Origin of the sequence: Aminobacter sp. MDW-2 (assembly GCF_014250155.1) — a bacterium.
GTDB classification, from domain to species: Bacteria; Pseudomonadota; Alphaproteobacteria; order Rhizobiales; family Rhizobiaceae; genus Aminobacter; species Aminobacter ciceronei.
This window is the reverse complement of record NZ_CP060197.1, coordinates 224851-244341: the sequence shown is the minus strand read 5'-3', so window position 1 is coordinate 244341 and position 19491 is coordinate 224851. Positions and strand designations below refer to the sequence as shown.

The following is a 19491-nucleotide window of genomic DNA, read 5'->3' as shown; positions in this document are numbered from 1 at the left end:
GCCCGGCCACCAATCCGTGGTCTGATCCGGTCATGTTCAAGGTGCTGCTTCGAGTGTGAGACGAAGCGGAGAATTGGGAAGCCGGTGAGAAGCCGGCGCTGCCCCCGCAACGGTGGCGGAGTTATTGTTTCGACGGGAGACCACTGGGCCAGCCGGCCTGGGAAGGTGTCGAGACAGTCCGAAAGGACAGCTCCGAAGCCCGGAAACCAGCCTTGAACCTGACAGAACTCGACTGATCGCGGTGGGCGGTCAAGAGGCGGATCGTTGCTGCACGGACCTCTGCGTCCGCCGGCTGGCGTTCTTCCCAAATCAAGCCACCCGTTCAGTCCTTGGTGCGAGGACAGGACATGGATGCGAAGAACGAAATGCTGAAGCTGCTGCGCGGACGCCGCGACGGGTTCAGCCTGGCACAGCCCTTTTACACCGACCCGGATTTCTACCGGCTCGACCTCGAGCTGATCTGGTACCGCGACTGGCTGTTTGTCGGCCATGACTGCGAACTGGCCAAGCCGGGCAGCTTCTTCACCGTCCAGGTCGGCGACTATCCCGTCGTGCTCGTCCGCGACCAGAAGGGTGAGCTGCGCGCCTTCCACAATTCCTGCCGCCACCGCGGCAGCCGCGTCTGCACCACGGACAAAGGTACGGCGGCCAAGCTCGTCTGTCCTTACCACCAGTGGACCTACGAACTCGACGGACGCCTGCTGTTTGCGCGCCAGATGGCGGAAGGTTTCGACAAGAGCCAGTTCGGCCTGAAGCCGGTCGCCTGCGAATCCGTCGGCGGCTACATCTTCATCTGCCTCGCCGACGAGCCCGCCGACTTCGCGCCGATGCGGGCCATGGTCGAGCCGTACCTGCTGCCGCACCGGCTGCGCGAAGCCAAGGTCGCCTTCGAAAGCACAATCGTCGAGAAGGGAAACTGGAAGCTGGTCTGGGAAAACAACCGCGAGTGTTACCACTGCGCCGGCAATCACCCTGAGCTGTGCAAGACCTTTCCCGAGGCGCCGAACGTTACCGGCGTCAATGGCGCCGAAAGCGATCCCGAAATGCTGGCGCACTGGGCAAAGTGCGAGGCGGTGGGGTTGCCGAGCAAGTTCCGCATCGATGCCGGCGGCCAGTACAGGGCGACACGCGCGCCACTGCTGCGTGACGCGGTGAGCTACACCATGTCGGGCAAGCGCGCAGTGCGGAAAAACCTCTCCGACAGCGTCTCGGCCGACAGGATCGGCACGCTGCTGCTCTATCATTATCCGACAACCTGGAACCATGTGCTCGGCGACCATGCCGTCACCTTCCGCGTGCTGCCGATCAGCGCCACGGAAACGGCCGTCACCACCAAATGGCTGGTTCACAAGGATGCCGTCGAAGGCGTCGACTACGACCTGGCCGAACTGACCCATGTTTGGACCGAGACCAACGACCAGGACCGCCGCATCGTCGAGGAAAATGCCTTCGGCATCAAATCGCCGGCCTACGAGCCCGGGCCTTATTCGGAGGAACACGAGGGCGGCGTCATGCAGTTCATCGAATGGTACGTCGGCTTCATCGAACCGCGGCTGGCCGACGGTGGCAAGCCGGTCCTGCGAAACGTCGCCTGACCGGGAGAAGGGCATGAACGCGATGACCGAGCTTGGCCTTTACCGCAACCTCGACGAAATGGCGCCCTGGAACGACCGGCTCCAGGTACTGGAGGTCATCGGCGTCACCGACGAGGCGCCCGACGTCAGGACCTTCACCTTCCGCTCCGACAACCAGACCTGGTTCCGCTACAAGCCGGGCCAGTTCGTGACGCTCGAACTGCCGGCCGAACCGGCACCCGTCATGCGCACCTACACGCTGTCGTCCAGCCCGTCGCGGCCGTTCTCCATCGCCGTCACCGTCAAGGCGCAGGCGGGCAGCGTCGGCACACGCTGGATGTTCGACCATCTGAAGCCGGGCGTCCGCATCAAGGCCTATGGCCCTTCAGGCGACTTCTCGCTGCACCAGCATCCGGCCGCCAAATATCTGTTCGTCTCGGCCGGGTCCGGCATCACGCCGATGATGTCGATGCTGCGCTGGCTAAACGACTGCGCGCCGTGGACGGACGTTGCCTTCGTCAACTGCGCGCGCCGTCCGGAAGAAATCATCTTCCGGAAGGAGCTCGAACTGCTGGGCACACACATGCCCGGACTGTCGCTCGGTTTCATGATCGAGGAGCGGTCGAGCCGCGAAGGCTGGTTCGGCCATATGGGCCGCATCGATGCGGTGCGACTGCCGTTGCTGTCGCCCGACTTCCGCGAGCGTGAGGTGTTCTGCTGCGGCCCAGATCCCTTCATGCGCGCCGTGCGCGGCATGCTCGAGTCTTCCGGCTTCGACATGTCCCGCTACCATCAGGAAAGCTTTGCCGCACCTGCCGTCGAGGAGGTCCCCGCGCCGTTCTCGACGCCGGGCGGGGACAGCGAGACTGTGCCGGATGCCGTCCTGCCGGTTCGTTTCGCGTTGTCTGATGTCGACGCCGACTGCCTCTCGGGCCAGACCGTGCTGCAGACGGCGCGTGCTTCGGGCGTGCGTATTCCGGCGGCCTGCGAGTTCGGCCTATGCGGCACCTGCAAGGTCAGGAAGCTCTCCGGCGAGGTCGAGATGAGCCACAATGGCGGCATCCTCGACCACGAGATCGACGATGGCTTCATCCTTGCCTGCTGTTCGAAGCCGCTGTCGGCGATCGAGGTCGAGGCGTAGCGCAAGTCAGGAAAACCGTGCAGCGGTTTCCGTCCGGAGTTGGGAAAAGTCAGCGGTGGTGCAGCACCAGCGGCGCGCCGCCGACGTCGATGACGTCCATGCCGTAGCCGAAGACGCGGGCCAGCATGTCGGGCTGCAGCACCTCCGCCGGCGATCCGTCGGCGACGACGCACCCCGATTTCATTGCAACGATCCGGTCGGCATAGACGGCGGCGTGATTGATGTCGTGCAGCACGACGATGACGGTGCGTTTGTCGTTGTCGGCGGCCGCGCGCAGGTCACGCATCAACTGGCGGGCAAACAGCATGTCGAGATTGTTCAGCGGTTCGTCCAGCAGCATGTAGTCGGTGCCCTGGCAGAAGGCCATGGCGACCATGGCGCGCTGGCGCTGGCCGCCCGACAGATTGTCGAGGAAGCGGTCGGCGAGATCCATCAGGCCGAACTGCTGCAAGGCCGCCTCAATCAGCTTCATGTCGTTTGCGTCGATTCGCCCGCGCTGGTGCGGAAAGCGGCCGAAGCCGACGAGTTCGCGCACCTTGAGCCGGCTTGCCACCGCCGGGTCCTGGCGCAATATGGCGAGCGTCCTGGCCAGCTGGCGGCTTGGCGTCGTGTCGACCGGCAGGCCGTCGACCGAGATCGATCCGCTCTGCAGCGGCTGCAGCCGGGCGATCAGCGACAACAGGCTCGACTTGCCGGCGCCGTTGGGCCCGACCAGCGCCGTCACCCCACCCTTGGGCATGGTCAGCGACACATCCTCCAGGATTTGCGTGTCGCCGAGGCGCAACGAAACATTCTTGATCTCGATCATCGCTTGCTCGTTGTGATCAGCATGGCCAGGAAGACGAGGCCCCCCACGAATTCGATGACGACGCCGAGCGTCGCGGCACCGCCCAGAAGGTGCTGCAGCACCATCTGGCCGCCAAGCAGCACGATGACGGCGGTCAGCATCGCCGCCGGCAGCAACAGGTGATGGCGGCGGCTATCGACGATGCGCTCGGCCAGCGCCACCACCAGAAGCCCGAAGAAGGTTACCGGCCCGACCAGCGCCGTCGACACCGCAACCAGGGCAGCCACCAAAAGCAGCAGCCCGGTCAGCGCCTTGGTCCATGACACGCCAAGCCCGGTGGCACTGTCGGCGCCGAGTGCCACGATGTCGAGCAGGTGGCGCTGGCGCCAGAGGATGATGGCGGCAATCGTCGTCACCACCAAGCCGATGACGACCAGGTCCGGCCGCACCGTGTTGAAGTCGGCGTAACTCGAACCTTGGACGACGGCGAATTCGTTCGGGTCGATCAGCCGCGCGATAAGCGAGGCGAGGCTGCGGAAAAGCACGCCGAGCACGACGCCGGTCAGCAGCAGCAGGCCGATGTCGAACCGCCGCCGCAGCATCGGCAGGAACAGTACCAGCGCCATGACCATCATCAGGCCGGCCTCGCCGGCGAATTTCAGGCGCGGGTCGAGCGCGACGTAACCGACGCTGCCGAGCGCCAGCACCAGCGCCATCTGGCCGAACAGGTAAAGCGCGTCGAGCCCCATGATCTGCGGCGTCAGCACCCGGTTTGCGGTCACCGTCTGGAACACCACCGTCGAGATGGCGATTGCCACGCCGACCTGAATCAGCGTCACCAGCCGCACGGCGCGCAGTTCGAGCGCGAAGGCGATGTTGCCGCGCAGGCCGATGGTCATGAAGGCGACTGCCACCACCGCTGCAAGGGCGGCCAGGATCAGGAGACGCTTTTCAAGCACGCTGCGCCCGCCCGAACAGGATCCACAGGAACAGCCCCGAACCGACGACGCCGAGCACGGTACCGACAGGAATTTCGTAGGGGTAGCGGATGACGCGGCTGACGACGTCACAGGCCAGCAGGAGTGTAGCGCCGGTGACGGCGACCCAAGGCAGGGCGCTCTTCAGATTGTCGCCCATCAGGCGCGAAACGAGATTGGGTACCACCAGTCCGACGAAAGGGATCATGCCGACGACGACGACGGCCAGCGACGAGATCACCGCCACCATGACCAGGCCGAGCTGGACGATGCGTTGGTAGTTGAGGCCGAGCCCGAGGCTGACCTCGCGCCCCATCGCGGCGATGGTCAGCCGGTCGGCGACCCACCAGGCCAGCGCCACCATGGCAGCCGTGATCCACAGCAGCTCGTAGCGTCCGCGCAGCACGCCGGAGAACTCGCCATTGGTCCAGACGTCGACATATTGCAAAAGGTCGGTCTGCCAGGCGATGAACGTCACCGCAGCCCCGATGACGCCGCCATAGACGAGGCCAAACAGCGGGATGAGAAAGGGCTGCGTCGGCGGCAGCCGATGCGCGATGCCAAGGAAGATCGACGTGCCGGCAAGTGCGGTCACGCTGGCGCCCAGCGTCTTCATCGCGATCGAGGCGGTCGGAAACAGCAAGGTCACGGCAAGCACGCCGAGCGCGGCGCTCTGGCCGGTGCCGGTGGTGATCGGCTCGACGAAGCGGTTGCGCACCAGGATCTGCAGCACCAGCCCCGCAATCGCCAGGCCGGCGCCGGTCAGCACCACGGCCACGGTTCGCGGCAGGCGGCTGACCAGGAGAAGCTGTAGCGCACCGGCATCGGTGAACACGCTGTCCACAGGCAGATCATCGACGCCGATGCTCAGGCTGACGGCAAAAAGCCCGACGAGCCCGGCGGCGACGAGCAGCCGGATGTTGGGCAACGCTGCCATCACTTGGCCTTGGCGAAGGCTTGCTCGATGGTGGACAGCACGCGATGCGTCGACTGCACGCCACCGGCGGCGATGTAGAAGTCGGGCGACGGTAGGAAGATCACCTGGCCCTTCTTCCATGCGGTCGTCTGGGCTACCAGCTCGTTGTCGAGCGTTGCCTTGGCGCCCTGGTCGTTCGAGCCGATCGCGGCGGCGCGGTCGAGCACCAGCAACCAGTCCGGGTTGGTCTTGCTGATGAATTCGAACGAGATCGCCTCGCCATGCGTTGCCGCCTCGACGTCGGCGACAGCCGGCTCCAGGTCGAGCGTCTTGTGCACCCAGCCGAAGCGCGAGCCGGGGCCGTAGGCGGTGATCTTCGGGCCGTTGGTCATCAGGATCAGCGCCTTGCCCTTGCCCTTGACGGCCTGCCTTGCGGCTTCGACCGCGGCGTCCAGCTCCTTGGCGGCAGCGGCTGCTTCGTCCGGCTTGGCGAACAGCTCGCCATAGGCGGCGAGGCGCGCCTTGGCCTGGGTCACCAGGTCGTCGCCATCCATCGTCATGTCGATCGTCGGCGCCACGCGCGACGTCGCCTCGACCTGCGTCGACGAACGGCCGCCGACGATCACCAGATCGGGGGCGAGCGCATTCAGCGCCTCGAGGTCTGGCTCGAACAGCGTGCCGACGACGGTAGCGCCCTTGGCGACGCCGGCGAGTTCCGGCACGAACAGCTTGTCGGGGATGCCGGCCGGCTGGATGCCGAGGCGGTTCAGCGTATCGATCGCGGCGATGTCATAGACGGCGACCTTGGCCGGCACCTTGTCGATGGTCTTGGGGCCGGTTGCGGTGGTGATCTCGACCGCAAGGGCGGGTGCGGTGGCAATAGCCAGTGCCGCCGAAAGAGTGGCCAGCAGGCGAACAAACTTCATCTGTTATCTCCGTCCTTGTCGGTGGGCGTTGGTTGGATAAAACCTTCGCCAAATACTCTTCTTTTGCGCATATCAGAAGCTGCCGGTGCGCAGCAAGACTTCGTTGGGGCTTTTCAGACGCTTGATTGCTTGTCGGTCACTGCGCAGGACATTGAAGCAATCATTGCCGAACCATTCGAGCGAGGCCTCGACAGTGGGGTCGTCGCGCAGCTCTGCAAGGAAGCGCCGATAGTCGACCTTGCCGTCGAACAGCGGCGTCATGCCTTCGCGGCTGCCGGCTGCAGCATAGACATTAGCCGGCTCGAAGACCCTGAGATCGGCGCGCGAGCGCACATTCTTGAGATGGTAATGGCGGATATGGGGACGCATCGCTGAATGCGCGGCGACGGGGTCATCGCCGCCTTCCCAGACATGCAGCGTGTCAAAATTGATCTTGAACGCCGGATGGTCGACCTCGGCGACCAGCCTGAGCGTCGAGGCGCCGCAATCGGCCAGCGTGCCGGGATGCGTTTCGGCCAAAAGTTCTAGGTCGAAATCCGCGGCCATCCCGGCAACCTCGTGCAGCCGCGCGGTGAGGATACGCCTGACCTCGGCCGGGGTATCCCGGCTGCCGCGGCTGCCGGCAAAGGTGCGGATCTTGCCCGCCCGCCAATGCCGGGCGAGGCGGCACAGGTCGACGGTCTTCTTGCGCAAGGTTTCGGCGTCGCCGTCGAGCGGCAGGTAGTCGCTGACCATCGGCACATAGAGCCCTTGCCCGGCCAGCCAGTCGGCGTCGCATTGCGGCTGGTAGGCCAGGTTACGCGCATGCGCGCCCCACAGCTCGATGCCCTGGAAGTCGTTGGCCCCAGCCCATCTGGCGATGTCCTCGAGCGAGACGAGATGATGGCGGAAGGTGATGGTGCAGAGCGAGATTTTCATTCGGCTGCTCCGAGCAGTTCGGCGGGAAGTGTGTGGGGAATGCCCTTTGTGGCGCACCAGGCCTGGAAGGCTTCGCCGAGGTGCGCCTTGATCCGCTTTTCGAGCCCGTCCAGCGTGTCGAGGCGGCAGAACACGTCGTCGGCGAGGCTGTGGTCCTCGGTCTGTGCCAGCTTCATGACGGCGTAGTGCAGCGTCTTGAAGTCCTGGATCACCCGCTCGATCTGGTCGCACCAATGGTCGAAATCGGCATTGGCCAGCTTCATCTCGCGCCAGAAGAAGGCGAAGCCGTGCTCATAGGCATATTTGCGGATCGAGATGACAGGCACCTCGCGCAGCGCCGCACCAAGATCGGCGAGCTTGACGCCGTCCCTGCCGTCGAGATGGGCTGCAACGATGCGACGCACGCCGTCGACCAGCGGATTGTGGTCGGGCTGGTAGCAGGCAAGGAAGAAGTCGCGCAGGTCGGTGGCGGCGGGCACGCGCGCTTCCAGCCGGTCGAAGATGTAGCCGCCGCCCACGGTTGGCTGGCGGATGGCGTGGATGACCTTGTCGCGGGCGATCTGACCTTCCCAGCGGAAGTCGGGATCGTTGACCTGCCAGATCTTCGGATCGTCGGTCTTCTCGATCATCAGATAATGCGGGAAGGGGTTCTGGTTGAACTTGTTCTCCCGCTCCGGCAGGTGGAACAGGTCCAGCATCACCATCAGATATTCGCTGTCGCGCTTGCGCTCGAGCAGGTCGAGCATGACGACGAGGTTTTGGTCCTTCGACCGTGCCGGGTCGTACCAACAATGCATGCCGACGCCGTAGAGCCGCTGGTACCAGGCGTGGAAGAAATCGTGGTTGATCGACTTGTCGTGATAGGCGAGCTGCCAGCGCTCGTTGATGGCGAAGCCGGCGTCCCAGACACTGAAATAGAACGGCCGCTGGTCGATGCCGGAGCGCTTCAGCGCGTCGCAGACGCTGCTGACGAAGCAATGCACCTTGATGTCGATATAGTCCTCGCCATGCACGCCTTCACCGGCCGGCGCGGAGCGCTCTGCAGCGACACTCGCCTCGCCGGTGAACAGCTGCGCCAGCTCGCGCACCGTCTCGATGTCCTGGCGGTTGATTGCTTCCTCCGGCGCGGCCAGGCCGAACTCGAGCTCCAGGCTGAGGAAGATCTCGAGAATCAGCACCGAGTCGAGATAGAGGTCCTCGTTGAGCCGTGCCTCGGGTCCGAAACGCTCGACATGGGCGTGCTTCATGTGATCGTGCAGCACTGTGCCGATCGCTTCGATCACCTGTTCGGTGTTCATCACGCGACCTCCCTCGCCACTGCCGTGAACTGGCCGGCGGCATGCTGTGCCGCCACTTCGCGCCGGCTGATCTTGCCGTTGGCCTGGCGTGGTATCGCGTCGACCTGGACGATCTCCATCGGCAACTGGTGGCTGGCGAGGTTCTGGGCGCACCATTGCCGCACGACGGGCCCCTCCAGCCGCTCGGTGGCGCTGAACAGCAGGCCGACCCGCTCGCCGGCCAGCGTGTCAGCCTTGCGGAAAGCGACGGCGTCGGTGACCGAAGGCATCGACATCACCACGTCTTCGACCTCGCGCGGATAGACGTTGAGGCCGGAGACATTGATGGTGTCGTCGAGCCGAGAGACGAACACCAGCATGCCATCAGGCCTGTAGTAGCCGAGGTCGCGGGTAGCGACGGCGCCATTCGGACCGCTGACGACAATTTCGGATGGCGCAACCGCGCTGTTGCTGCAGCTGACCGCGTGATGCGGCAGGACGAAGCCCATGTCGGCCGCGTCGGTGACATCGGGGTTGACCGCGATGCAGCCGGTTTCCGAGCAGCCATATTGCTGGAACAGATGCGTGGTGCGTGCCCGGATGCGGGCGAACCACGGCTCAGGCAGCACCGTGCCGGAGGTCATCGCCGCGAACAGCTTCTCGCCCTCGGGCATCAGCCGGGCCAGCGTGTGCAGCACCGCCGGCGACGAATAGAGCAATGGCCGCTCGATAGCGCGCAGGGTCCTGAGCAGGTATTTCGGATTGCCGGCATCGACGATGACGGGCGTCCGGCCGCGCTTCAGGGCGACGAGGATGCCGCAGATCAGCCCGTAGGAATGCGTCGTCGGGCAGGCGATGACCGGCGTCATCTCCTCCGGCTTGCGGAAGGTCGCGACATAGCTTGCCACCTCGGCGTCGATCTCGGCCCAGCCGCGGGCGATGCATTTCGGCGCGCCCGTCGTGCCCGAGCTCATCTGCAGGAGCTGACCGGTGGCGCCTGGCGGGGTTTCGCTCGACAGCGTCTCGGCGTCGAGGCTGTTGAAATAGAGCGCGTGGCAGTCCGCCGCGACGGCCAGGCGGCGTGCCGCGGCATGCGGCGTTGCCGGATGGATAGGGAAGACGCTGGCGCCGATGTTGCGGATGGCGAAGAACAGCGCCAGCCAGGCCGCCGTGTCGCTGAAACAGACGGCATAGCGCCCGTTCGGGTCAAGTCCGGCCCGGTCGGCGCTTTGCGCCACCATCTGCTCGAACTTCTGTCGGTCATAGTACCTGTCGTCGATCTGGAGCATCGATTTTCCTTCAGGCGTCGGGGGTGGAGAGGGGGTTGGGGACGGCATGGCTGGAGCGGCCGGTGTTCAGCTTGCGGGCGAGCAGGGCTTCAGCCGTCAATCTCGGGCGCGCGAGGCCGAGCATGTCCTGCCGGTGGCCGAGCCCATGAGTGGCGGCGTACTCGGCCAGCATCTGCCGGACGGCGTTCCAGAAGTCGGCTTCGCGCAGACCGTAGAATGTCTGCAACAGGTGCGAGACCTCGGCCAGGTTGAAGACGAACAGCGCGTCCGTCACCAATTCGCCGAGCGTCTCGACATCTTCCATCCAGTAATACTGGTCGGGCGGTGCGTCCCGATAGTCTGGGTCGAGCGCCAGGAAATCGGGCGCCCTGTCCGGCTCATGCAGGAAGCCAGGCACGTATTCGACACTGTCGTGGAAGTCGCGTAGCACGAGCCTGACAGGCCAACCGTCGCGGTGGACGAGCACCATGTTCTGTCCATGCGCCTCGGTGGCGATGCCGTGCCCGACGAGCAGATGCCAGACAGGCAGCACAGCGACTTGCAACAATTGCTCCAGCCAGTTGCGGAAGCCGTGGCGGTGCACCCACGCGTCGATGAATGGGCGTCCGTCATGCTCGACAGCCATCAGTGCGTTGAACGGCACGGCCTGTTCGCCGTCACCGAGCGTTGCGCTGACGCTGCGGCGCCAGATCGCTGCGAGCTGGCCGGCCAGCGGCCCGTCGCGGCCAGCGATGATGCCGGCATATTCGTCGAGCACGACAAGCGGATAGGTCGTTTCGAACAGCGGATCGCCGGCGACGATTTCGCCGAGCCAGCGCGAGATGACAGGCGCCGTGCACACCGAATGCGGCTCGATTGTCCGCAGCGACGACGAGTTGCTCATGTTCATCGACAGCTTGACGTTTGCCGCCTCGGTGCGGTCGGTATTGAGCAGCGTCCGGATCGACTGGCTCGCAACGTAACGGTCGCCGGCGATGCCGGCGAAATGCGCCGTGCCATCGGCAAGCCATGGCTCAAGCAGCGTCTCCCGCAGCGACTGCCACTGCCAGGGATGCAGCGGCAGCAGGCAGTAGTCCGCCCAGCCAAGGCCGAGGCGCGCGCGCTCGCGGTCGAGCTGCGCACAAACGTCCGCCCCAAGCTCGGCGATCCAGAACGCGCCTTCATCCCCAGGCAAGCGCTGGCTCACCTCTGTGCGCTTCATCAGCAGCCAGGCGAGCTGGAAGCTGTTGCCGGCTTCGGGGCCGAAATCGCGATGGTCGCTTTCGCTGAACCCCGTCCGCGCCTTGAAGCATGGGTGATAGGCGTGGCCCTCGTGCAGGGCGCCTTCCAGCGCGGCGAAGGCCAGGTCGCGACGCGGACCACTGTGCAGGTTGCGCTCGTTCCAACTGCAATGCGCCACCGTGCTGTGCAGCTCGCTGAGCAGCCGGCGCCGGTCTTCCACCGAGGCCGGCAGGCTCGCGACCAGCTCGTCGAGTGTCGCCGGTTGCCAGAAGCCGTCGCGGCCCTCGCTCTCGACCGAGCCGGCCGAAAGGCGGATCCGGCCGAAAGCGCCTGCCATGCCCGAGCAGCGAAACCGCTTGGCGCCATCCGACCAGGTGAAGACGAGCTGTGCGCCGTCGCCGGTTACACCAGCCACGACGAGCCCCTCATACAGCACCGCCTCGACCAATTGCCTGACCACGCGCTCATCGGGGCGGCCGGGCAGGTCAAGAGGCAAGGGCACTGCCATCTCCGTGATAGAGGCCCGCAATGGCCGCGAAGAGGGGGTTGGGCTGGCGGGCATAGAGCGAGCGCTCGTTGCTTGTCTGCAGCTCGTCGACATCGAACAGCCGCGTCATCAGATTGGCCTTGAACGCTACCGTCGGGCGGTCGAGTACGCCGCGGACGAATTCGCGGCCGACGCCCGATGTCGTTCGCGACAGCACCTCCAGCCGGTCCCGCAGCATGTTCAGCAGGACCTCCTCTTCGACCAGGCCGTCATGGCCCATGCGGGCGATGACCGAGAAGATCTGGTTGACGATCAGGTAGTAGGCGAAGCGGTCCTGGATATCGCGGTCGTCGTAGTAGAGCGAGGCGATCTCCGCCGCCTCCGGCACATGCTGGCTGAGGCGAGCGCGGTGGCGTTTCGAGAGGTAGAAGCCCTGATTGTCGCGATAATAACCCGTGCTCGGATAGCCCTGGCTGATGTCGATCAGGCTGTTCTGCTGGTGCGCTTCGAGTGCCAGGCCGAAATCGTCATAGAGGCAGACCAGCGGGTCGAGCGCGCAGTCGAGATAGCGCTGGAACCAGTAGCGGCAGATCAGCTCGGGATGCGTGCCGTCTCTTAGGCCGATATTGTAGATGATGCGTTCGAGCCGCGACCATTCACCCGGCAGCGGCTCGGCGGTCAGTGCTGCGATGGTGATCTTGCCATTGCCCTTGCAGGCGACAAACGGGTTTTCGCGCAGGATCACCTCGAACCCGCTTTCGCCGCGACCGGGCAGGTCGAGCGTGATGTAGACCGGATCGGAAATGATTCTGAAGCGGCCGTCGCCGCCGCCGATGCCTGCCCGCTGCACGAGCTTGGCCATGGCAACGCCGGCCTCCAGCTCCTTGCGGCTGTTGACCCTGAGCGAATTGGTGATCCGCACCGGCAGCGAGAACTTCAGCATCCATGGCAGATCTTTGTTGTAAACCGTGCGCACGGAGGACGTAGCGGTGAATGCCGGGCCGGCCGGACCGATGAGGCGCAGCTTGCCCGATGCCTGCAGGTCGCGGATGCCGTCGTCGAGCAAGAGCGCTTCGGCCTGCAGCGGATGCATCGGCAGCAGCATCTCACCACGCCGCGTCTCGATCTCGCCGGGACCTGCCAGCGACGCGACGATCTCGGGCGCGGATTGGCTGGCCGCGGACTTGTGGCTGACGATGGAGGCGTCGGCGGCGAAATAGACGAGCTGGAAATTGCCGCGCAGCTCAGGCGCATAGCTCGGCTCCTGCCAGGAGGTCATGCCTTGCCGGCTCTTCGGCGTCGGGTGCAGCGAGTGGCCGAACACCAGCGACTGTTCGGCTGCGATGAAGCTGTCGTCGTCATCGTCGACGCGATGTGCCTCGATGTAGCGCAGCGTCTGCTGGTAGCTCTGCAGCGCCCGCCCGAGCAGTTCGAGTTCGCAGCCGCGCATCGCATCGCCGCGCTCGTCATGCAGCTGCCTGTAGGCCTCCTGCAACAAAAGCTGGAGTGCGGCGAAAGGCTCGACATTGCGCCAGCCGCCTTCCGTCGCCCGGCGCTGCCAGACCTGTCCGAAGCGGTGCGGGCCGCAGAGCGAGTGCGACCGAAGCTCGGCGAGCAGCACCAGCTGCTGTGCTGCCAGAACCAGTTCGATGCAGTCGATGGGGTCTTCCGGTCCGACCCTGTGCTGGGTCACCCTGCCGGGCGAGATTTCGCGGACATAGCAGTTGGCGAAATTCTGGAACGTCGCGTGTTCGGCAACCTGCCGCTGCGTGAGCTTCATCTGTCGTCACCACATGGTTTGACCGATAGAGTCCCTTGCAGCAGCTGGGTATCTGACGGATTTTCTCGGGAACGTAGGCGCTGCCTGGCGCCTCAGGCACTCCACGCGATGCTGCGTTCCGGCTCGCGGAAGGCGAAGCGGACGAGGTGGTCGTCGATGACGGCCTTGGTCCGCGCCAACTGATCGGCGTCGGGCGCATCCACTTCGATCGCTAGGCCAGTGACATCGGCCTTCATCACGGCATGGCCGAACGGGAAATGGCATTCGCCATGTCCGTCGCCATGGCTCACCTCGATCTTATGGGCAAAATGCTTGCACAGCTGGGTCAGGTACTTCACGCCATGCGCAGTCTCGAACCGTCCTGTCGATTGGAACATGATCTCTCCGTCCGTGCTTCAGTTGAAATGGCCACGGACAACGCCCGTGGCCATCAGGGTCAGAACTTGGCCGTCGCGCTCAGCCGGAATGATCGGCCCGGCTCCAGCAACGGCTTCACATCGTTGAACTCCTGGCCGTAGGTCGCGCGGCTGGCATAGTTCTCGTCGAACAGGTTCTTCACCTCGCCGCGGAACGTCAGGTTCGGATGCGACTCCGGCTGGTACTCGACGAAGACGTTGACCACCTCGTGCCCCTCGATCCGCTTCGAGCCCTTCGGCAACTTGTCGTAGTCAAGGGCGATCTCGACGTCGCCGCCAACGGTTACGCCCCAGTCGTCGAAACGGTGTACGGCGGCGAGCGTGAAAATCTGGCCGACCGGGGTCGCTAGGTAGTTGCCGAGGTAAGAATCCGCCGGTCCACCGTCGATGGTCACGTCGATGTTGACATATTTGACGCTGAGATTCCCTGCACCCCAGTCATAACCACCGCCGAGCGAGAAGCCCTGTGAGCGGACATCATGTGCCTCGATGGCTCGTCCGGGAGCCCAGTAGGCGGTGCGCGCGTCGTAGATGTCGGTACGAAAGATGCCGCCCTCAAGGGTGAAGCCTTCATAGGTCGCGACCAGTCCTGCGGTGAAGTTGTCCGATGTCACCGGCTTCGGACCGTCGCCGTAGTTCCACTTCGGATTGAAGTTGAAATTCTCGGCCAGCGGCACCCCGGCCCAGATATGCGAATATCCGGCCTTGGCAGTGAGGAATTCGGGAACGAGGTCATATTCGCCCGAGATGTTGCCACTCAGACCGGCATTGGTCCATTCCTGTCCCGTCGTTCCCTCGAACCACTGGTTGTCGCCGCGTGCGCCGAATGACAGCCGCGCCCGCTCCCATGGCTCCAGCCGGGCCTGAGCGTAGAGGCCGACATTGCTGGCATGCTCGGTGGACGAATCTTCCTTGGCGTCCAGATCGGCGGTGTCCTTGTAGAAATCGAAGCCGGCGGTGATGCTGCCCATGTCGAGCGCGAAGCGATTTTCTGCCTTGCCGTTAAGGCTCTCGGTCTTGCCGATACCGGTATAAGTGGCTGAAACGGTGCTCGGTGCCACGGGCCTCGGATAGATGAGCGTCTCCACGGTCGCGCTCGTGTAGGCGATCACCACTTTCGGATCCCACCATCCTTCGGGAGAATCGTCAGTGAACGTGAAGACGGTGCTGCTGCGGTCTAGCGTATAGTCGCGGATCTTCGGCTCCCAGTACTTGGGAGGATCGAGTTCGCCCATGTTGGCGCGGAACGGCCGGGGGGCGTCGTCGCGCAGCTGTTCGTGGCTCAGCTCGAAGCGATAGCCGTTTTCCGCCTGGTAGGCGACCTTGCCGATGCCGCTCAACAGATTGGCGCTGGTCCCGCCGACCTCACTGCCATTGCCGGCGGTGTAGTTGTCGCCCTTGGCGAAGTTCAGATAGCCGAAGAACTCCAAGCCGTCCTTCATGCCATATGCGGCGAGACCGACAGTCGAGGTCTCGCTGTTGAAGTCGTAGGTGCCGGTGACCAGGCCGCCGAGGCTCTTGCCCGGCTCGAGCAGGTCGCGCGCGTCCTTGGTCTCGTAGGCGATCGAGCCGCCGAGCGCGCCGGGGCCGGCATCGGCCGGGGCTACACCCGCGTCGATGCTGACGGCTTTGAGCAGTGAGGGGTCGATCAGGTTGGTCGCGTTGTGGTGGAAGACCTTGTTGTTCTGGCGGGCTCCGTCGACAGTAACTGCAAGATTGGTCTCTTCGATGCCTTGCACATAGACCTTTTGCGACATCGGAAGTGAGCTGCCGACCGCGACCTTGGGTTCGTTGGCGAACACTTCCTGCAGATCGGCAGGCGCCTTCTGCGCCAGATCCGCGGTGTTGATCTGCACATTGTTGACGCTGCCGCCGGAGCCCAGCGTGGTCACGTCGATGGTGTCGAGAACCACAGCGCCATTGGCCGAGACGCTAAGCCCGCCCGTAGCCGCGCTGGCGGAGGCCGACTGGACCGAAACCGTATTGGGCCCGGTGAAGCGGTAGTTGAGGCCACTGCCCGCGAGCAGGCGCTGCAGCGCCTGTTCCGGCGACAAGTTACCCGAGACGGCAGGGGCGGCTGCCCCTCCGACGTCAGCGGTTCCGAAGGCGATCTGCAGGCCGGTCTGCGCCGCCAGCTGCCTCAACGACTGGCCGAGCGACTGTGCCGGCAGGCTGATGCTCTGCGCGCGCGTCGCCGATTGTGCATGGGCAACACTCATCGCCGTGCCAGCCGTCAGCATACCGGCGCCAAGCGCCGTGCCCACAAGAAGCCGTGCCAGCAGGCGCCCCGACGCCCTGCTGCCAAAATCCATGTTGCCGTTGCCCATCGTGCTGGTCCCCAAAGGTCTGGCGCACGCATCCACCGCGCGCCCTCGATGGTGTGACGCGCGAACAGGCCAACTGCCTAAAGAGCCAGTTGCGATTTTTCTGAAATAAGTTGGATCGACTTCGTCGGGCTCAGGAGATGACGATGACGACGCCCGGAACCCGATGCACCGACATCCCTTGCGTCTGGGCCAGGGCCTCGATCGCGTCATGGGCGTCGCGCGTCAGGAACACGGCGCTGACAGGGCTCGCATCATGGGTGTGCGTAGCGATCACGAGGCGTTCGGGCACGTAGCGACCAAGCTCGCCGATGGCGCTGACGAAGGGCTTGCCCTCGAATACCACGCGGCCGCCACGCCAGGCGAGTTCGCTCTCGAGATTGACGTCGGCAACTGCGAGCGGCGCCTTGCCAGTGAGGTAGCGCGTCTGCTGGCCGGTGGCGAGCGACACGGTGTTGGCCGCATCGGCCTTGGCGCCGCCCGAGACGGAAATGCGTCCTGCCGATGCCGTGACCGTCACTTCGTCTGCGATGGAACGAACAGCATAGGTGCCTTCGACGGCATCGCTGTTGCCACCGAGGGCCGCAACACGGAACGGTGCGCGGGTATCGGGCCTGACCGAGAATTCGACTTCGCCCGAAAGCAGGTTCACCAGCCGCAGGCCCGGTCGGAAATCGACATCGACGGCGCTGTTGGTGTTGAGCAGCATGGTCGAGCCGTCGGGCAGGGTGGCAGACACTTGTTCGCCCGCGCCGGTTGCGAAGTCCGACCGCATCCAGGTCAGGACCCGCGGAGCAGCGACAGCCGCCGCCGAGGCGGCGACGGCGCCGCCAACGAGGAATTTGCGCCGGCTGACGGCCGACCGAGGCATTGGCATAGCAACCGGGGCGACATCCAGGCCGCTGCCGTCGACATTTTGCAGCAGCTGCCAGAATTCCTTTTCGCGGGCGAAGGCCCGCGCATGCCCCGGGGACTGGGCCCGCCAGGCGTTGAATCGGTCGAGATCCTGCCGGCTGACATTGCCGGCGCTTAGTCGAACGATCCAGTCGCGCGCATCGAGTGCGATGCCGCGGTCGATCTCGGATCCGTGTTGCCCTTTGCCCATCGCCAGTCACGCAAGCGGTGCCCATCGGTTCGGGCACACTAACCATCTTGCTATCATAGACACGCGAGATGGCACCACGCCTAAGCGTCACGGCAAAATAAATCTTGGAACAGGTCAGCCGTTGCTGTCGCGCAGCTCGGCCAGGCGCTCGACGACGCGGCGGATATGGTAGTAGACGGCCTCGTCGCTGATGCCGAGCTGGCGGGCGATCTCGCGGTGCGAGACGCCGTTGACCCGGTTCATTAGGAAGATGCGCCGGCTTCTCTCCGGCATCGTCTGCAATGCCTTGTCGACGGCGCGCAGCATGTCGCGACCCATGACGATGCGTTCGGGCGAGATCTCGTCCACCGACGTCGACAGAAGCTCATTGACCTCGGCGTCGATCTCGTTGCGCCGCTGCTGTTTGCGGAAGTGCCCGATGGCAGCATTCTTCGCCGCCTGCATGGTGAAGGCGGCGTGGTTGTCGATGGCGTCGTCATGACGGACGTTGGACAGCCTGATCCACGTGTCCTGAACGATGTCCTCGGAGGTCGCGCTGCAACCGACGCGGCCACGCGTCAGCGCCTCGATGCGCGGACGCAACGTCGCAAAGCTGGTCATCAGCCTGGTGAGTGTCATTTTTTCACTCTTGTTTGCACCAGTTCCGATCGCGCATGCCTGGGGGGCGGCCGCGACGGACGTTCGATAGGCCATCAAAAAAGTGCCTGCAACCCCAACACCTTAGGGAAAACACGGCACTGCCGGGGTTGCGGGCTAAAACCTTCCTATTTTTATCATGTTTAGTGTTTGATTCTGCTGAACTAACGGCGGCAGTCGCATCGCGGCCTGCATGAATTGTCGCAGTAAGAAAGTCTTACGGGTGTAGCAGAAACAACACACGATGCTTGCAGGCGCAAAGTGATCGCCAGCCGACCATGGAAGCCGGACGTGAACCACGAGGCGTTTCGATGAGGGACTGCGCCTGGCTGCACCTGACAGGGAGGCGCCCGTCAGCGCTTGAAGTCGATCGGAACAACGATCACTGACGGCACCGCCGGCGGCGGCGCCGGGATCGGCGAGGACCGGCGCACCAGGCTGACCGCAGCTTCGTCGAGCGCCGGGTCGCCAGACGAATTGATAAGCTTGACCGACAGCACGTCGCCGCCGGAATTGAACGAGAACTGAACTGCGGCAACGCCCCGGTTGCGCACGTTGCGCGGCTTGTGCCTGTTCAGATGGGCGAAGACGCGTGACTGCCAGCGCGCCGGCGACATTGCCTTGCCGCTGCCCTGGCCGGGTGCGGGCGCGCGCACGCTGTCGGAGTTCTGCGCCGACTTCTTCGCCGCGGCGCTCTGCTGCGACGGCTTCTTCTCGATCTTGGCTTCCTTGACCGGCTCGGGCTTCTTCTGCACCGGCTTCTTTTCGCGCACCGGCTTTTCCACCGGCTTCGGCTTCTTGATCTCGGGACGCGGTTCGGGGATCGCCATCGCCACTTCAGGCAGCGGTGCCTCGACGAGGTCGGGGATCACGTCCTCGATCGGCTCGGCCTCGGTGACTTCTTCCAGAGGCTCCGGCGTCAGCTCCGCGACCTGCTCGACCGGCTCCGTCACCGGCTCGACTGGATCGGGCGAAATGGTCTCGGTCATTTCCTCGACGTTTTCGGCCGCCGCACTGTCGACCATGTCGGTCACGTCCTGCTCAACGGCTTCCGGGGCCATTGCCATCGGCGCGAGGTCGATCATCACGGCGGACTGCGCCTGCATGTCTTCCATCATCATTGGCGGTTGCTGGTTGAGATACCAGGCGCCGGCCATGTGGACGGAAAAGATGACGGCCGCCGCCGTCGACCACAGCAATGCCTCGCTGCGGCTGATGCCGCCGAAGCTGAACTGGTCATGCGTTGCAGCGCTCATTGCGCCTGCCCCTCGCTGACCGCAGGCGGAGTGGCCTGCACCTGCTCCAGCCCGACGAGCGCTATCTTGAGGTAGCCCGCGCCGCGCATCAGGTTCATCACTTCCATCAGCTCGCCATAGTCGACGCCGCGGTCGGCGCGCAGGAAGATGCGGGTTTCCTTGTCGGCCTTGGCGGCGGTATCGAGCTGCTGCTGGAACGCGGTGCGGGCAACCGCGTCCTGGCCGATCGAGATGCTGAGGTCTTCCTTCAGCGTCACGTAAAGCGGCTCCTCAGGGCGCGGCGTGGCGGTCGCGGTCGAGGCCGGTAGGTCGACATTGACGTCGACGGTGGCCAGGGGTGCTGCCACCATGAAGATGATCAAGAGCACCAGCATGACGTCGATGAACGGCGTCACGTTGATCTCGTGGTTTTCCTGGAGATCGTCCTCGTCAACGGATTGTCTGATGCCGCCGGCCATGGT

17 protein-coding genes and 1 riboswitch are annotated in these 19491 nt (G+C 64.6%); of the genes, 2 read left to right on the top strand and 15 right to left on the bottom strand.

Annotation, left to right across the window (positions count from 1 at the left end; all coding sequences use genetic code 11):
- The first annotated feature begins 22 nt into the window (after nucleotides 1-22).
- Nucleotides 23-230, top strand: a riboswitch (cobalamin riboswitch).
- A gap of 117 nt (nucleotides 231-347) precedes the next feature.
- Both H5P29_RS01250 and H5P29_RS01245 read left to right on the top strand, forming a co-directional pair.
- Complete coding sequence (locus H5P29_RS01250; RefSeq protein ID WP_154384601.1) at nucleotides 348-1595, top strand: aromatic ring-hydroxylating dioxygenase subunit alpha; 1248 nt, start codon at nucleotides 348-350, stop codon at nucleotides 1593-1595.
- A gap of 22 nt (nucleotides 1596-1617) precedes the next feature.
- Nucleotides 1618-2715, top strand: a complete 1098-nt coding sequence (locus H5P29_RS01245) for a hybrid-cluster NAD(P)-dependent oxidoreductase (RefSeq protein WP_154384728.1) — start codon at nucleotides 1618-1620, stop codon at nucleotides 2713-2715.
- 49 nt (nucleotides 2716-2764) lie between these two features.
- Here H5P29_RS01245 and H5P29_RS01240 read toward each other — a convergent pair whose 3' ends face one another.
- From H5P29_RS01240 to exbD, 15 genes are all read right to left on the bottom strand, one after another.
- On the bottom strand, nucleotides 2765-3523 hold the full coding sequence (locus tag H5P29_RS01240; RefSeq protein ID WP_154384602.1) for an ABC transporter ATP-binding protein: 759 nt from the start codon (nucleotides 3521-3523) through the stop codon (nucleotides 2765-2767).
- The gene (locus tag H5P29_RS01235; RefSeq protein ID WP_246787010.1) at nucleotides 3520-4461 is read right to left on the bottom strand and encodes an iron chelate uptake ABC transporter family permease subunit; all 942 of its coding nucleotides are present in this window, start codon (nucleotides 4459-4461) and stop codon (nucleotides 3520-3522) included. The genes H5P29_RS01240 and H5P29_RS01235 overlap by 4 nt, the downstream gene beginning before the upstream one ends.
- Complete coding sequence (locus tag H5P29_RS01230) at nucleotides 4454-5416, bottom strand: ABC transporter permease (protein WP_154384603.1); 963 nt, start codon at nucleotides 5414-5416, stop codon at nucleotides 4454-4456. The genes H5P29_RS01235 and H5P29_RS01230 overlap by 8 nt, the downstream gene beginning before the upstream one ends.
- Entirely contained in the window at nucleotides 5416-6321 is a 906-nt protein-coding gene (locus H5P29_RS01225; protein ID WP_067954745.1) for a siderophore ABC transporter substrate-binding protein, read from the bottom strand. The genes H5P29_RS01230 and H5P29_RS01225 overlap by 1 nt, the downstream gene beginning before the upstream one ends.
- A 72-nt stretch (nucleotides 6322-6393) precedes the next feature.
- The gene (locus H5P29_RS01220) at nucleotides 6394-7239 is read right to left on the bottom strand and encodes a sugar phosphate isomerase/epimerase (protein ID WP_067954744.1); all 846 of its coding nucleotides are present in this window, start codon (nucleotides 7237-7239) and stop codon (nucleotides 6394-6396) included.
- Entirely contained in the window at nucleotides 7236-8537 is a 1302-nt protein-coding gene (locus tag H5P29_RS01215) for a DUF6005 family protein (protein ID WP_067954742.1), read from the bottom strand. The genes H5P29_RS01220 and H5P29_RS01215 overlap by 4 nt, the downstream gene beginning before the upstream one ends.
- Nucleotides 8537-9805 (bottom strand): AMP-binding protein, encoded by a 1269-nt coding sequence (locus tag H5P29_RS01210; protein WP_185910225.1) that lies wholly within the window; start codon nucleotides 9803-9805, stop codon nucleotides 8537-8539. Before H5P29_RS01210 ends, H5P29_RS01215 begins: the two co-directional genes overlap by 1 nt.
- 10 nt (nucleotides 9806-9815) lie before the next feature.
- Complete coding sequence (locus H5P29_RS01205; RefSeq protein ID WP_067965769.1) at nucleotides 9816-11528, bottom strand: IucA/IucC family siderophore biosynthesis protein; 1713 nt, start codon at nucleotides 11526-11528, stop codon at nucleotides 9816-9818.
- A complete protein-coding gene (locus H5P29_RS01200; RefSeq protein ID WP_067954738.1) occupies nucleotides 11512-13293 on the bottom strand; it encodes an IucA/IucC family siderophore biosynthesis protein in 1782 nt (593 codons plus the stop codon). The genes H5P29_RS01205 and H5P29_RS01200 overlap by 17 nt, the downstream gene beginning before the upstream one ends.
- A 92-nt stretch (nucleotides 13294-13385) precedes the next feature.
- On the bottom strand, nucleotides 13386-13670 hold the full coding sequence (locus tag H5P29_RS01195; protein ID WP_067954736.1) for a DUF2218 domain-containing protein: 285 nt from the start codon (nucleotides 13668-13670) through the stop codon (nucleotides 13386-13388).
- Between the two features lie 59 nt (nucleotides 13671-13729).
- Nucleotides 13730-16036: a TonB-dependent receptor gene (locus H5P29_RS01190; RefSeq protein WP_067954734.1), complete on the bottom strand. Its 2307-nt coding sequence runs from the start codon at nucleotides 16034-16036 to the stop codon at nucleotides 13730-13732.
- 130 nt (nucleotides 16037-16166) lie between these two features.
- Nucleotides 16167-17138 carry a FecR domain-containing protein gene (locus H5P29_RS01185; protein WP_067954732.1) on the bottom strand — a complete coding sequence of 324 codons (972 nt, stop codon included), beginning with the start codon at nucleotides 17136-17138 and terminating at the stop codon, nucleotides 16167-16169.
- A gap of 114 nt (nucleotides 17139-17252) precedes the next feature.
- Entirely contained in the window at nucleotides 17253-17756 is a 504-nt protein-coding gene (locus H5P29_RS01180) for an RNA polymerase sigma factor (RefSeq protein ID WP_169808286.1), read from the bottom strand.
- A gap of 371 nt (nucleotides 17757-18127) precedes the next feature.
- The gene (locus H5P29_RS01175) at nucleotides 18128-19030 is read right to left on the bottom strand and encodes an energy transducer TonB (protein WP_067954729.1); all 903 of its coding nucleotides are present in this window, start codon (nucleotides 19028-19030) and stop codon (nucleotides 18128-18130) included.
- Nucleotides 19027-19488 carry a TonB system transport protein ExbD gene (gene exbD / locus H5P29_RS01170; protein WP_067954728.1) on the bottom strand — a complete coding sequence of 154 codons (462 nt, stop codon included), beginning with the start codon at nucleotides 19486-19488 and terminating at the stop codon, nucleotides 19027-19029. The genes H5P29_RS01175 and exbD overlap by 4 nt, the downstream gene beginning before the upstream one ends.
- Between the last annotated feature and the right edge of the window lie 3 nt (nucleotides 19489-19491).